12 protein-coding genes are annotated in these 12,730 nt (G+C 68.8%); 9 read left to right on the forward strand and 3 right to left on the reverse strand.

What is annotated here, in order from left to right; translation table 11 throughout:
- Positions 1 to 13: 13 nt before the first annotated feature.
- The gene (locus QH276_RS16515; RefSeq protein WP_280399813.1) at positions 14 to 916 is read right to left on the reverse strand and encodes an MBL fold metallo-hydrolase; all 903 of its coding nucleotides are present in this window, start codon (positions 914 to 916) and stop codon (positions 14 to 16) included.
- A gap of 131 nt (positions 917 to 1,047) precedes the next feature.
- Here QH276_RS16515 and QH276_RS16520 point away from each other — a divergent pair, with 131 nt between their 5' ends.
- On the forward strand, positions 1,048 to 1,971 hold the full coding sequence (locus tag QH276_RS16520; RefSeq protein ID WP_280399814.1) for a helix-turn-helix domain-containing protein: 924 nt from the start codon (positions 1,048 to 1,050) through the stop codon (positions 1,969 to 1,971).
- Here QH276_RS16520 and QH276_RS16525 read toward each other — a convergent pair.
- Complete coding sequence (locus tag QH276_RS16525; protein ID WP_280399815.1) at positions 1,962 to 2,696, reverse strand: SDR family NAD(P)-dependent oxidoreductase; 735 nt, start codon at positions 2,694 to 2,696, stop codon at positions 1,962 to 1,964. The genes QH276_RS16520 and QH276_RS16525 overlap by 10 nt on opposite strands.
- A gap of 117 nt (positions 2,697 to 2,813) precedes the next feature.
- Between QH276_RS16525 and QH276_RS16530 the strand changes: the two genes are divergently transcribed.
- A complete protein-coding gene (locus tag QH276_RS16530) occupies positions 2,814 to 3,458 on the forward strand; it encodes a TetR/AcrR family transcriptional regulator (RefSeq protein WP_280399816.1) in 645 nt (214 codons plus the stop codon).
- A 149-nt stretch (positions 3,459 to 3,607) separates the two neighbouring features.
- Here QH276_RS16530 and QH276_RS16535 read toward each other — a convergent pair whose 3' ends face one another.
- Positions 3,608 to 4,219, reverse strand: coding sequence for a TetR/AcrR family transcriptional regulator (locus QH276_RS16535; RefSeq protein ID WP_280399817.1), 612 nt, complete (start codon positions 4,217 to 4,219; stop codon positions 3,608 to 3,610).
- A 127-nt stretch (positions 4,220 to 4,346) separates the two neighbouring features.
- Between QH276_RS16535 and QH276_RS16540 the strand changes: the two genes are divergently transcribed.
- The 7 genes from QH276_RS16540 to QH276_RS16570 all read left to right on the forward strand — a co-directional run.
- Positions 4,347 to 4,907, forward strand: a complete 561-nt coding sequence (locus QH276_RS16540) for a pyridoxamine 5'-phosphate oxidase family protein (RefSeq protein WP_432278662.1) — start codon at positions 4,347 to 4,349, stop codon at positions 4,905 to 4,907.
- Complete coding sequence (locus QH276_RS16545) at positions 4,897 to 7,680, forward strand: amino acid permease (protein ID WP_280399818.1); 2,784 nt, start codon at positions 4,897 to 4,899, stop codon at positions 7,678 to 7,680. The genes QH276_RS16540 and QH276_RS16545 overlap by 11 nt, the downstream gene beginning before the upstream one ends.
- Positions 7,677 to 8,120, forward strand: a complete 444-nt coding sequence (locus QH276_RS16550; RefSeq protein WP_280399819.1) for a nuclear transport factor 2 family protein — start codon at positions 7,677 to 7,679, stop codon at positions 8,118 to 8,120. Before QH276_RS16545 ends, QH276_RS16550 begins: the two co-directional genes overlap by 4 nt.
- On the forward strand, positions 8,117 to 8,995 hold the full coding sequence (locus tag QH276_RS16555; protein ID WP_280399820.1) for an NAD-dependent epimerase/dehydratase family protein: 879 nt from the start codon (positions 8,117 to 8,119) through the stop codon (positions 8,993 to 8,995). The genes QH276_RS16550 and QH276_RS16555 overlap by 4 nt, the downstream gene beginning before the upstream one ends.
- Before the next feature lie 3 nt (positions 8,996 to 8,998).
- Positions 8,999 to 10,801 (forward strand): acyl-CoA dehydrogenase, encoded by a 1,803-nt coding sequence (locus QH276_RS16560; RefSeq protein ID WP_280399821.1) that lies wholly within the window; start codon positions 8,999 to 9,001, stop codon positions 10,799 to 10,801.
- A 63-nt stretch (positions 10,802 to 10,864) separates the two neighbouring features.
- Positions 10,865 to 12,403, forward strand: coding sequence for a class I adenylate-forming enzyme family protein (locus tag QH276_RS16565; RefSeq protein ID WP_280399822.1), 1,539 nt, complete (start codon positions 10,865 to 10,867; stop codon positions 12,401 to 12,403).
- Positions 12,400 to 12,730: alcohol dehydrogenase catalytic domain-containing protein (locus QH276_RS16570; protein ID WP_432278793.1), on the forward strand; the 331-nt coding region annotated here is incomplete at its 3' end. The genes QH276_RS16565 and QH276_RS16570, both read left to right, overlap by 4 nt.

The following is a 12,730-nucleotide window of genomic DNA, read 5'->3' on the forward strand; positions in this document are numbered from 1 at the left end:
CCTGATTTCCGAATCAGACGCGGGAGAAGGGGGCCCAGGCCTTGACGGCGAAGCGGTCGCCGTCGCGGACCACCTCGGCCCCGCCGTGCCCGCCGAGGTGCGCGGGCAGCACGAGAGTGTTCGTGTCGGCGGCTCGGCCGAGTAGCCGGCGGCGGGTGGCCCTGGCTTGCGCCGGGTCTTCGCAGAAGCAACTGTTGGTGTCCGGTTCGACGATCTGGACGGGTGTGTGCAGCAGATCGCCGACGAACAGCGCTCGGTCGGTGCCCGACTCCAGAGTCAGCACGGACGACCCGGGCGTATGCCCGGGGGCGAGGTCGAGCCGCAGGTTCCGGTCGATTCGGTAGGAGTCCTCCCACAGCAGCGCGTGGCCGGCCGCGGCCACCGGGGCGACGCTGTCCTCGAAGACGTTCTGGTTGCCGCGGCCCAGCCTTGGCTGGTGACCGTTGGCCGGATTCCAGAAGTCGAAATCCGGTTTCGGCATCAGGTAGGTGGCATTGGGAAATGTCGGAACCCAGTCCCGGCCGTCGAGGTAGGTGTTCCAGCCGACGTGATCGACGTGCAGGTGGGTGTTGATCACGATATCGACGTCCTCGGGCCGGACGCCGGCCTTTGCGAGGTTGCCGAGGAAGTCGGTGTTCAGGTGACTCCACACGGTGGCGTAGGGCCGCTCCTTGTGGTTGCCGACGCCGGTGTCGACCAGGATCGTCCTGCCTTCGCTGCGCAGCAACCACGTCTGTATGGCGGAGACGCAGACGTTGGTTTCCGGGTCGTGGAAATCCGGTGCGAGCCAGGACGTGTGCTGCTGCCAGGTGTGTTCGGGGCTCTCGGGGAAAAAGGTGTCCGGTGACATCTCGACCGACCCGAAGTACTCCATGACCCGGGTGATCGTGACGTCACCCAGCGTGATCTCGTGCATGTTCGCTCCAAAGAAGGTGTTCACTGGTCTTCGGCACAGCCTGCGGTTCCCGCACGAGATCAACCAGCCCCGCTTTTGCCTACCACCGGCAGGGTCAGGCTTCCCGGACCCCAACGGTGCACACTGGGGTCATGGGTGTTTCCGGCCAGTTGGGCGAGTTTCTCCGGGCACGACGCGCGCTGCTGCGTCCCGAGGATGTCGGGCTGCCCGCGCGGTACGAACGCCGGCGCGTCAGTGGGCTACGCCGTGAGGAGCTGGCCCAGTTGGCGGGTGTGAGCGCGTCCTACTACACGCGGTTGGAGCAGGGGCAGTCGGTCAATGCCTCCGACGCGATCCTGGACGCTCTCGCCGGAGCCCTGCGACTCGACGCGCACGAGCACGAGCATCTCCGTGAACTCGCCGCACAGCGTCCCCGGACACAGCGCCGGCCACCACCGGAAAAGCTCGATCCCCTGACGCGAGACCTGCTGCGCGCGTTCGGCACCACACCCGCGCTCGTCCTCGGCCGCCGGACCGACGTCCTCGCCTGGAACGCGCTGGGACATGCGTTACTGGCCGGGCATATCGACCGCACCGCGCCGGACCGTCCCGCGGACCGGCCGAATCTGGCCCGGCTGCTGTTCCTCGACGCGCACACTCGTGACCTGTATGCGGACTGGCCACGCAAAGCCCGCGCTGTCGTCGGTAACCTGCGGGCCGTCGCCGGGCGGCACCCCGAGGACGCGGTGCTGGCCTCGTTGATCGGGGAACTGTCGATGAAGAGCCCGGAGTTCGTCGCACTGTGGGGTGATCACCGGGTCAAACCGTGCGAGGCCGACGCCTACGAGTTACGCCATCCGCTGGTGGGAATGCTGACGGTCACCCAGCAGAACCTCACACCGGCCCGTTCCCCGGAACAGTCGGTCGTCGCGATCACCACCGCGGCGGGATCCAGCTCGGCGACCGCGCTCGAACTCCTCGCCCGGTCGGTCCATATACCCGACGACTCGACGGAGAACCGGTCCCTCGCGCGTGAGGCTTCGCGCCTGCCGGTGAACCTGTCGCCTCAGACCTGAGTGAGGCCGCCGTCGACGGGCAGTTCGGCGCCGGTGATGTAGCTGGAGTCCGCCGATGCGAGGAACAGTGCTGTGGTGGCGACGTCGGCTTCCGTGCCCAGTCGGCCGGCGGGAATCGCTGCCAGAGCCTGGGATTTGAAGTGCGCAGGCAACGTCTCGAACGAGGGGGTGCGAATCGCGCCGGGGCTGAGGACATTGACGCGGATGCGCCGCTCTTTCAGGTCGGTGGTCCACGTGCGCGCGAATGATCGCAGTGCGGCTTTGCTCGCGGCGTACACCGTGCTTCCGGGGCTGCCCTGGACCGCGGCTGCCGATCCGTTGAGGATGATCGAGGCGCCGTCGGTCATCAGGGGCAGCAGCTTCTGCACGGTGAAGAAGGTGCCTCGGACATTGACGTCGAAGACTTCGTCGAAGGATTTCTCGGTCACCGCACCGAGCGGTTCGTCGAAAGTGTGATTGCCGGCGCTCGCGAACAGTACGTCGACCCGGCCGCTTCGTTCGGTGACGGCCTCGACCACACGGTCGAGGTCCTCGAGGTTGCTCACATCGCCCTGTACTCCGGTGGCATTGCGACCGAGTGCGGCGACGGCCTCCTCCAATCTGTCTGCGCGCCGTCCGGTGATGATGACGTGCGCGCCTTCCTCGGCGAACAGCCGGGCGGTCGTGAATGCCATTCCGACTGTGCCGCCGGTGATGACTGCTGTCTTGCCGTCGAGCTTGGGCATGGTGCGGCCTTTCCGAGTGCCGATGATGCGAGGGTCTCGGACGTGAGGTTAACACTAAAGTGAGGCCCCCCTCGACTTATGGTGAGGGGGGCCTCGACTTTGGTAGCATCATGTGTCATGTCGGCCGTGGACCCCTCGGTGTCGCCCCGCAGGGACGCACGCCTCAATCGTGAGCTGCTGATCGCACATGCCAGGACTGCCTTCGCCGAACAAGGTGCGATGGCTTCCCTCGAAGGGATCGCGCGGAGTGCCGATCTCGCGATCGGCACCCTCTACCGGCACTTTCCTCGCCGCATAGACCTGCTGGTGGCCGTCTATGGAGCGTCTCTCCAGAAATTCCTCGACGATATCGAGGCCGGAATGAACTCGGCCGACCCGTGGGACGGGTTCTGCGGCTTCCTGCGCGTGCTGTGCTCGGCCCAAGTGGGCGATCGCGGCTTCTGCGACTTCGTATCGCAGCGTTTCCCTGAGGACGAGCGCACCGAAGCTCTGCACAACCGCCTCTGCGGACTCGCCGAACGAGTTCTCACCCAAGCGCAGGAAGCGGGCGTTGTGCGCCCGGATGTCACCACTGCCGACCTTGTCGTGCTGCTCTGGGCGAGTAGCAGGATCGCCGAGGTCACCGGTGGTATCGCCCCCCGGGCGTGGCGGCGGAACCTGGACTTGGCGCTCGACGGCTTCCGTGTTGCCGGGCTCGACCTTCCGGAGCCGCCACTCGACGATGAGCAGCTCTATCGCGTAATGGCCCGCCTGAACGGGTAGTAGCCGGGGCGTCGCGACATGCCGCGAGGGGGAGCCCTGCGGTCCCGCCACCCCCTGCCGTTCTTCTTCCCGGCGAGGGACGCGATGGCTGACCGCGCAAATCCCGGAGCGCAGCGGGTGAGGGGCTCGGGGCTATCCCGGGGTGTCGGTCAGGCTTCTCGTGTTTCTGTGCCGGTGGCGCGCAGGGCGCGCAGGGCGGTGTCGGTCACATGGTCGAGGTAGTGCGGCTCGACCGGTGCCTGTCGTACGACCATGCGCCAATAGATGAGGGCGGCCACGAGGTCTTGGGCCATTTCCATATCGGTGTCCGCCGGCAGGTCACCCCGGTCGATTGCTCGCGTCAGGAGTGAGCGCAGGTGGGCGCGCCGTGGCTTCGCCAGCGACACGGAGATCGCCTCGGCGAGCGCGGGTGTCCGGTGTGCTTCGGCGATCAGATCCGGGATGATCTTGGCGTAGGGCTCCGAGGCGAGCCAGGCTGCCATCGACTCCGCGGCGGCGCGCATGTCCCGGCGGAGGTCGCCGGTCTCGGTGACGTCTGCCATGGGGACGCTGATATCGGCGAGTACCGCGAGCACCATGTCCTGTTTGGTGGGCCAGCGGCGATACAGAGCACTTTTGCTGGTGCCGGCTCTCTTGGCGACGCCTTCCATCGACAGCCGGGCGTAGCTGCGCTCGACCAGCTCGGCGAGGACGGCCTTGATGATCGCCGCGGTGACGTCTGGCTTGAGAACGGCTGCTCCGGACGGTGCGCGCTGGGTCATATCGATCACCCTAGCCTATGGACGGGACGGTACCGGCCGCTCTATGGTGCATGGACGGGACGCAACCGTCTCGTCCGTTCCATTGGAGTAGCTAATGACGTTCAGCTCCCCAGAATCCCCCCGAATCGTGAGCGATGATTCACTCGCGACCCGCCTGGCCCGGTCGGACGGGCTCCACCCGCCCCGTTCGCTCTCCGGTACCGAACGGGAGCGGTTTCTGGCCGAGGCGCATATCGCCGTACTGTCCGTCGACGCCGGTCCGGACCGGCCTCCGATGAGCGTTCCGCTCTGGTATGCCTATGAGCCGGGCGGTGACATCGTGGTCAACACCTCGGTCTCGAGCCGGAAGGCCCGACTCATCCGCACCGCGGGCGTCGTCACGCTCACGGTGCAGCGCGCGGCCCCACCGTACCGGTACGTCGTCGTCGAGGGCCGGGTGGTGGACGACCTCCAGCCGGCACCGATCGTGGTTCGGCGGGATATCGCTCGGCGTTACCTCAGTGCGGAAGGCGCGGATGCGGCGGTCGACCGGTATGACCCCGACGACCAGGTGTTATTCGTTATCCGACCGCAGCGTTGGTACTCGGCCGACTTTTCGGGCGCATTCACCCCCGCGGCCGACGATCCGCTCGGGCCGGCCGGTCCCGCACGTCCCGTCTGCGATACCGGAGCCCGTCATGGCCGGTGATGCCCTTTCCGAGCAGCGTCCCGTCGACGCCGATACGCCACGCCTGCGGCGCGGCACGGTCACCACAGCGGGGATGATCTTCCTGGTGGTGGCGGCCACGGCGCCGCTCACCGCGCTGAGCTCCAATATCTCCATCAGCATCGGTCTCGGCGCGGGCACCCGGACCGTGGGCTACCTGGTTCTTGTGGGTGCGCTGCTGGCGCTCTTCGCCGTCGGTTACCTGGTGCTGTCCCGGTACGTCGTCGAACCGAGCGCGTTCGCGGCATTCGTGACATTCGGTCTCGGTAGGCGGCTCGGCTCCGCTGCCGCCTTCGTCGCGGCGCTCGCGTACGGCCTCGCGTCGACGGCGATGGTCGCGGCCACGGGATACTTCGCCGAGCTGGCGCTGGCCTCCTACTTCGGCTCCTCGCCTCCCTGGTTCGTCCTGTCGGCGGTGGCGTTGGGTGTGGTCGCGGTCCTCGGCGTGCGCGGGCTCGATATCGCCCAGTGGGTGACGGCTCTGCTCTGCGCTGCGCAGTTCGTCATCATCGTCGTGCTGTTCGTGGCCGTGCTGGTCCAGCGACCGGCATCCGCGTGGTCGCCCGTTGGGCTGCTCCCGGCCGATCCCTTCTCGGGCGCCGCCTCTCTGACGCTGGTGTTCTGCTTGGTCTGTTTCGGTGGCTACGAGGCCACCGCCGTGTACGGCGAGGAGGCGCGGGCCCCGCGGCAGAGTATTCGCCGGGCGACGTTCGGTGCGCTGGGGCTGCTGCTGGTCGTCTTCGCGATCGGGACCTGGACTCTGCAGGCAGCCCACGATGATGTTGTCGGACTGGCGGCCGCGGACGCCGGAGCGTTGGTTCCGGTGACCGCGGAGGCCTACCTCGGTGGATGGGCCGGTCCGGTCCTGAGTGTGATGGTGGCCTCCGGCTTTCTCGGGGCGGCCATCGCGCTGCACAACATGGGCAGCCGCTACCTGTTCGCGATGGGACGCGCCGGGCGCCTGCCCGATGCCCTCGCGCGGGTGCACCCCCGGCACGGGACCCCGGTGCTCGGCACGGCGGTTCTGATCGTGCTCACGGCCGGCATTCTGATCGTGTTCACGGCAGCGGGAGCGGATCCGCTCACCAATCTCTTTCCGGCGGTCTCCGGGATCACCTCTCTCTCGCTGGTGACGCTCATGCTCGGCTGCTGCGTCAGTGTGATCGTCGCGCGGCTGCGTGGCCAGGTGACCGAGGGGCCTTGGCGGACCATCGTCGCGCCTGGTCTCGCCGGTCTGGGGTTCGTCGTCGTGCTGGGAGCGATCGCGGGCAACTACGCGACCGTCACGGGCAGTGAGCACTGGGTGGTGGCGTGGATGCCTCTGGTGCCTTTTCTGGTCGCCGTCTATGGCTGGTTCCACCCGGGGCGTGCCGGCGGAACGGGGGTTGCCGACGTCGGGACGGTACGGTACCGTACCGACGTGACTTCTTCCGCCCCGCTGCTCTTCGCAGACCATCCTCAGTACTGGTTCGAGACCGCGCGCGTGCTCGGCCACTCGGCCTACGGTGGCTCGGAAATCGGTGAAGTGCTCGCCACCTCGGCGAGTATCACCGCGGGCGACCACGACAGCTGGTACGAGGCATGGCTGCACAGGGCCGATCGCGTCGCGGAGGCAGCCCGTGCGGACGCTGCTCGAGGCCGGTCGGTGAGCGCACGCGAAGGTTTCCTCCGGGCCGCGAACTACTACCGCAACGCCGACTTCTTCCTGCACGCCGACCCGCGCGATCGGCGTGTGGCGCACTCCTACCGCCTCGGCGTGCACTGTTTCGAGGCGGCAATCGCCATCCCCCGGCCCTTCGAGGACGCGAAGGCACCGAGTATCACCCCGGTCCGGATCCCCTATGAAGGCCGGAGGCTGCGCGGCTATCTCTACCGGGCGGCGACCGGCGACGGCGAGAAGCGTCCGACCATCGTCATGCACAACGGGTTCGACGGCAGCGCGGAGGAGATGCATTTCTTCGGTGCCGAGGCCGCGGTGGAGCGCGGCTTCCACGTGCTCACCTTCGACGGGCCGGGGCAGCCGGCCGCCGTGCACGACCACGGTCTGACGTTCCGTCCGGATTGGGAGAATGTCGTGGGGCCCGTTCTCGACTTCCTCCTCGCCGAGCACGGCGATATCGTCGACGCCGATCGCATTGCGCTCTTCGGCGTGAGCTTGGGCGGTGTGCTGGCTCCCCGCGCGGCCGCGTTCGAGCGGCGTATCGCGGCGGTCGTCTGCAACGACGGCGTCTTCGACGCCCTGGGCGCGGTCGAGGCACTGCTCGGTCTGACCCGCGCCGAGATGGCGGCGCGCTGGCATGATCCCGCGTTCGGCGACGAGGTTGAGGCGGCGGCCGCGAAGCAGCCCACGCTGCGCTGGGCGCTCGATCACGGGCTCTGGGTCATGGGTGCCGCCGACCCGGCCGAGTTCGTACGGACCTACGCGCAGTACAACCTGCTCGACGGCGTGGCCGAACGAATCAGCTGCCCGGTCCTGGTCTGCGAGGCGGCCGACGACCTCTTCTTCGCGGGCGATGAGACCTCGCTGTCGCAGCCTCGGCAGCTGATGGCGCACCTGTCGGCCCCCGCCACGCTGATGACCTTCACCAGCGACGAAGGAGCCGACGCCCATTGCCACGTCGGTGCCCAGCGGTTGGCTGCGGGCCGCATGCTCGACTGGCTCACCGAAACCTTCGCCGCCGACCCGGCGGACCGCGCGCGAGCCGAGCAGCCGGCGCACCCGATCTCCGCACTCCAGCAAGGAGGACAGCAGTGACCCCCCAGCCGACCCCGGCCGGCAGCCCCGCGCACGCGGTTCTGCTGAAGTCGATCGAGCTACTCGCCGCCATGGATCTCGACGGCTACGTCGGCCTCTTCGCCGAGGACGCCGTCATCGAGTTCCCCTTCGCGCCACCCGGCCGACCCGGCCGGCTGGACGATCCATCGTCCGTGCGGGACTACGTGATGGCGATCGGAGCCGCGGTCAGGATCGAATCGTTCCCGAGCCTCGTCGTGCATCAGCTGACCGACCCGCACACGGTCGTGGCCGAGGTCGCGCTGCACGGCACCGTCGTGGGGACCGGAGCGCCCTACGATGTTCTGTACGTCTGGATCCTCGAGGAGCGAGACGGGCGGATCGTCCGCTTCCGCGACTACTGGAATCCCGCGCAGACCTCGGCGACGACCGGGCCCGCCGCAGGCGAGGTCGCCCCATGAGCCCGATCGGAACCGTGCTCGTCACGGGCGGAACGGGGCAGACCGGGCGGGTCGTCACCGACCTCCTGCACCGGCGCGGTGTGGACGTGGTCGTCGCGAGCCGGCACCACCCGCAGGAGCGGCCGGCTCCCGGGGTGCGGCAGGTCCGGTTCGACTGGGCCGATCCGGCGACCCACAGCGAAGCGCTGCGTGAGGTCAGCAGCATCTACCTGCTGCCGCCGCCGCTCGACGCCGACCCGGCGGACGTCGTCGGGAACTTCCTGCGCCGGGCCCGGGACGCCGGAGTCCGGCGGGCGGTGCTGCTCAACTCGTCCGCCTTCCCGCTGCGGGCACCCGGCCTGCACGCAGTACGGCTCACCGTCGGGCAGATGCCGGAGTGGTCGGTCCTGCTGGCCTCGGGGTTCATGCAGAATTTCCTGGGCAGCCATCCCACCGCCGTCGCGGTTCGGGAACGCCAGGAGATCGTCGCGGCCGCCGGCGACGGCCGGATGGGGTGGATCGATGCGGTGGATGTGGCCGCGGTCGCGGCCCAACTGCTGACGCGCGCCGACCACGACAGCCGTGAACACGTGCTCACCGGGCCGCAGGCCCTGTCCTACCACGATCTGGCGGCCACCCTCGCCGCCGAATGGGATCTCCCCGTCCGCTACCGGCCGGTCACACCCGCCGAGCGCACCGGCCAACTCCTCGACGCCGGGATCCCGCAGCCGTTCGCCGATGCGCTCGTCGGCGCGGACGTGCTGACCGCGAGCGGCGCGGAGGACCGCGTGACCAGGGAGGTCGCCCAGCTCGCGGGCCGGAACGCCACCTCGTTCGCGGAGTTCCTCCGGCGGCACCCACTACGCCCGGCGATGACGACGACTCCGGAGAGATGAACCGTGCCGACCTCCACCGATCTGCTTTCCCGTGCCGACCTCGACTTCCTGCTCCACGACTGGCTCCGGGCCGGGGACCTCACCGAACGGCCGCGTTTCGCGGAGCACTCCAGGTCGACCTTCGACGAAATCCTGGACCTGTGTGCCGACCTGGCCCGGGACCGCTTCGCCCCGCACAACCGGAGCAGTGACGCGGACGAGCCGCGGTGGGTCGAGGGCCGGGTCCGCCTGCACCCGGAGATCCGTCCGGCTCTCGACGCGCTGGCGGAGACGGGCTTCCTCGGCGTGACCGCGGATCACCGCGTGGGCGGGCTGCAACTGCCGCGCGTCGTGCACCTGGCCTGCGCCGCATGGTTCGCGGCGGCCAATGTGAGCACATACGGATATGCCATGCTCACCGTGGCCAACGCTCATCTCCTCTGCGCGCACGGTTCTCCGGAGCAGATCGACCGGTTCGTGACACCTATGCTCGAGGGCCGCTTCCACGGCACGATGTGCCTGTCCGAACCCCAGGCAGGTTCCTCGCTCGCCGACACCATGACACGAGCGCACCCGGCAGACGACGGGACCTACCGCATCACCGGCACCAAGATGTGGATCTCCGGGGGAGACCACGAACTGGGCGAGAATATCGTGCACCTCGTGCTGGCTCGCACCGGTCCCGGCGAATCCGGCGTCCGGGGTCTGTCGCTGTTCATCGTCCCCAAGTTCCTGGTCGGTGACGACGGCAGCCTCGGCGAGCGCAACGACGTGTCACTGGTCGGGCTCAACCACAAGATGGGATTCCGGGGCACGGTCAATACCGTGCTGAGCTTCGGCGACGGATCCCATCGGCCCGGCGGGTCCGCCGGTGCCGTCGGCTATCTGGTCGGGGCGCCGGGGGAGGGGCTCGCCCAGATGTTCCACATGATGAACGCGGTCCGCCTCGAAGTAGGTGTGTGTGCCGCGGCTCTCGGCTACACCGCCTACCTGAAGTCGCTGGCCTACGCGCGGACCCGTCCGCAAGGACGCAGGCCGGATGCGAAAGCCGCGCATCTGCCGCAGGTGCCGCTCGTGGAGCATGCGGACATCCGCCGGATGCTGCTGGCCCAGAAGTCCTACGCCGAGGGAGCGCTCGGGCTGACGTTGTACTGCGCCCGGCTGCTGGACGAACGGGAGACCGCACCGGAACGTGCCGAGCGTGATCGCGCGGCGCTACTGCTCGACATCCTCACCCCCATCGCGAAGAGCTGGCCCGCGCAGTGGTGCCTGCACGGAACCTCACTGGCCATACAGGTGCACGGCGGATACGGCTACACGCGCGACTATGACGTCGAGCAGCACTACCGCGACAGCCGGCTCAACCCGATCCACGAGGGCACACACGGTATCCAGGCGATCGATCTGCTGGGCCGCAAGACGTCGATACACGACGGGGCAGCGCTGCAAGTGCTGGACGAGCAGATACGGCGAACCGTCGCGGCCGCCGCGCGGCTGGGGCCCGAGACCTCGGCCCACGCGGCCGATCTGGACCTCGCCCGAGCGCGCCTCATGGAGGTGACGAAGCTGCTCCACGCGCACCCCGATCCGGTCGGCCGGCTCGGGAATGCCTCGATCTACTTGGAGGCCGCCGGACATATCGTTCTCGCCTGGATCTGGCTGGAGCAGCTCGTAGCGCTCGGTGACCGAGACGACGCGTTCGCCCGCGGTAAACGCGCGGCGGCGCGCTACTTCCGATCCTATGAGCTCCCGGGAGTCGCACCTCGGCTCGATCTGCTCGCCTCCCTCGACCGCACCACCGTCGACCTCGACCCGTCCTGGCTCTGAGCAGTCACGACGAGCCGGTCCGAACGATTTCCGCCCCGCCCTCACCTTTGTCAGGAGATATCCATGCCTACGCTCGGTCAGTTGGTAGCCCGGCAAGCCCACCGAGCCCCGACCCGCGACGCGCTCGTCTACAACGGCAGACGGATCACCTGGGCGGCGCTCGACAGTGCGGTCAACCGCGCCGCCGCAGTGCTCCGAGGCCGCGGCATGGTCAAGGGCGAGCGGCTCGCGGTGATGAGCACGAACTCCGACAGCTTCGTCGTCGTCCTGTATGCCGCGGCAAAGCTCGGCCTTCTCGTCGTCCCGGTCAACCCCCGGATGGCGGCGCCGGAGGTCACCTGGCTGCTCGACGACAGTGGCGCAACCGGCTTCGTCTTCCACCCGAGTCTGGCGACCGTCGCGGACACGGCACGCGCCGCGGCGGCTACACCACCGCGGACCCACCTCGCGCTCGGCCCACTGCCGGGCCGCCTCGACGACCTCGAAAGCCTCATGGCCGACGCTGCGGACCACGAGCCGGCGATCTCGCTCTCAGAGTCCGACGACGCCGAAATCCTCTACACCTCGGGCACCACGGGCCGGCCCAAAGGTGTCCTGCTCGACCACCACCGGGTGATCTGGGCGGGGCTCAACGTGAGCCTGACCGTCGGGCTGGCGGACGGTGAACGGATTCTGCAGGTCGCGCCGCTCTACCATTCCGCGGGCCTCAACCTCTTCCTGCACGGGGGCACAGCGGTGGGAGCTACCCATGTGCTCCTCGATACGTTCGACCCGGCCGCCGTCCTGGAACTCATGGAGTCCGAGCGGATAACGACTTTCTTCGGCGTCCCCACGATGTACCGGATGCTGCTCGACAGTCCGGACTTCGCCCTACGGGACCTGTCGAGCTGGCGAATCGGATTGTTCGGCGCGGCTCCCATGCCGCCGACCACGGTAGAACAACTCCGGGCGGCGGCACCGCGGGTGCGGCTCTTCAACCTCTGCGGACCGACCGAGGCCGGCCCGGGCGGCGTCGGGCTCGGGCCCGGCCACATCGCACAGCGCCCGGGTGCCAACGGGTGGGCCATCCTCAACACCGAGGCGAGGGTCGTGGACAGCGAGGGACGTGACGTCGCCGCCGGCAGCACCGGCGAGGTGATCCTGCGGGGCGAATCCGTGATGAAGGGCTACTGGAACAACCCGGAGGCCACAGCGGAAGCCCTGCGCGACGGCTGGTTGCACACCGGCGACGTGGCGCGCGTCGACGACGACGGCTGCATCACGCTCGTCGACCGTATGAAGGACATGATCATCACCGGCGGTATGAATGTGTACTCGGTCGAGGTCGAGAACGCGCTGGCCGCCCACCCCGGCGTGGCGGACTGTGCGGTGGTCGGGGCGCCTCATCCGGTGTACGGCGAGAGCGTGGTGGCCGTCGTGACGCCTCGCGAGGGTTACGCGATCACGCTCGAGGACGTGCGGGCGCATGTATCGACCCTCATCGCCGACTACAAGGCCCCGCACCGCCTTGTCCTCGGAGAGATTCCGCGCAACCCGTCGGGAAAGATCTTGAAACACGTCCTTCGCGGGCGGGTACGCGGCGACGAGGGAGTCTCGTCGTGACAGGGACGGACCAGACGATGGTGGCGGTCCGCCAGGATGTCCTCGGTGGTCCCGAGGTCCTTCATCAGGCCGAGGTCCCACGTCCCCGGGTCACACCCAACCAGGTCCTGGTACAGGTGGGTGCCGCCGGTCTCAACCCGACCGACCTCAAGCACAGATCCCGGCGGATCTTTCTCGGTCCTCCGCCGTTCGTGCTCGGGTGGGACGTATCCGGTGTCGTGGGGGGGGGGGGGGGGGGGGGGGGGGGGGGGGGGGGCCGCCCGCCCGGGCGGGGGGGGGGGGGGGCCGACCGCCGCCCGGCCGACGCAGCGCCCCGACCGAATCACG

Source organism: Nocardia carnea, assembly GCF_029869215.1.
GTDB classification, from domain to species: Bacteria; Actinomycetota; Actinomycetes; order Mycobacteriales; family Mycobacteriaceae; genus Nocardia; species Nocardia carnea_B.

Coding starts and splice junctions, on each gene's coding strand:
- QH276_RS16515 (WP_280399813.1), bottom strand. CDS start 916: ATGCACGAGATCACGCTGGGTGACGTCACGATCACCCGGGTCATGGAG.
- QH276_RS16520 (WP_280399814.1), top strand. CDS start 1,048: ATGGGTGTTTCCGGCCAGTTGGGCGAGTTTCTCCGGGCACGACGCGCG.
- QH276_RS16525 (WP_280399815.1), bottom strand. CDS start 2,696: ATGCCCAAGCTCGACGGCAAGACAGCAGTCATCACCGGCGGCACAGTC.
- QH276_RS16530 (WP_280399816.1), top strand. CDS start 2,814: ATGTCGGCCGTGGACCCCTCGGTGTCGCCCCGCAGGGACGCACGCCTC.
- QH276_RS16535 (WP_280399817.1), bottom strand. CDS start 4,219: ATGACCCAGCGCGCACCGTCCGGAGCAGCCGTTCTCAAGCCAGACGTC.
- QH276_RS16545 (WP_280399818.1), top strand. CDS start 4,897: ATGGCCGGTGATGCCCTTTCCGAGCAGCGTCCCGTCGACGCCGATACG.
- QH276_RS16555 (WP_280399820.1), top strand. CDS start 8,117: ATGAGCCCGATCGGAACCGTGCTCGTCACGGGCGGAACGGGGCAGACC.
- QH276_RS16565 (WP_280399822.1), top strand. CDS start 10,865: ATGCCTACGCTCGGTCAGTTGGTAGCCCGGCAAGCCCACCGAGCCCCG.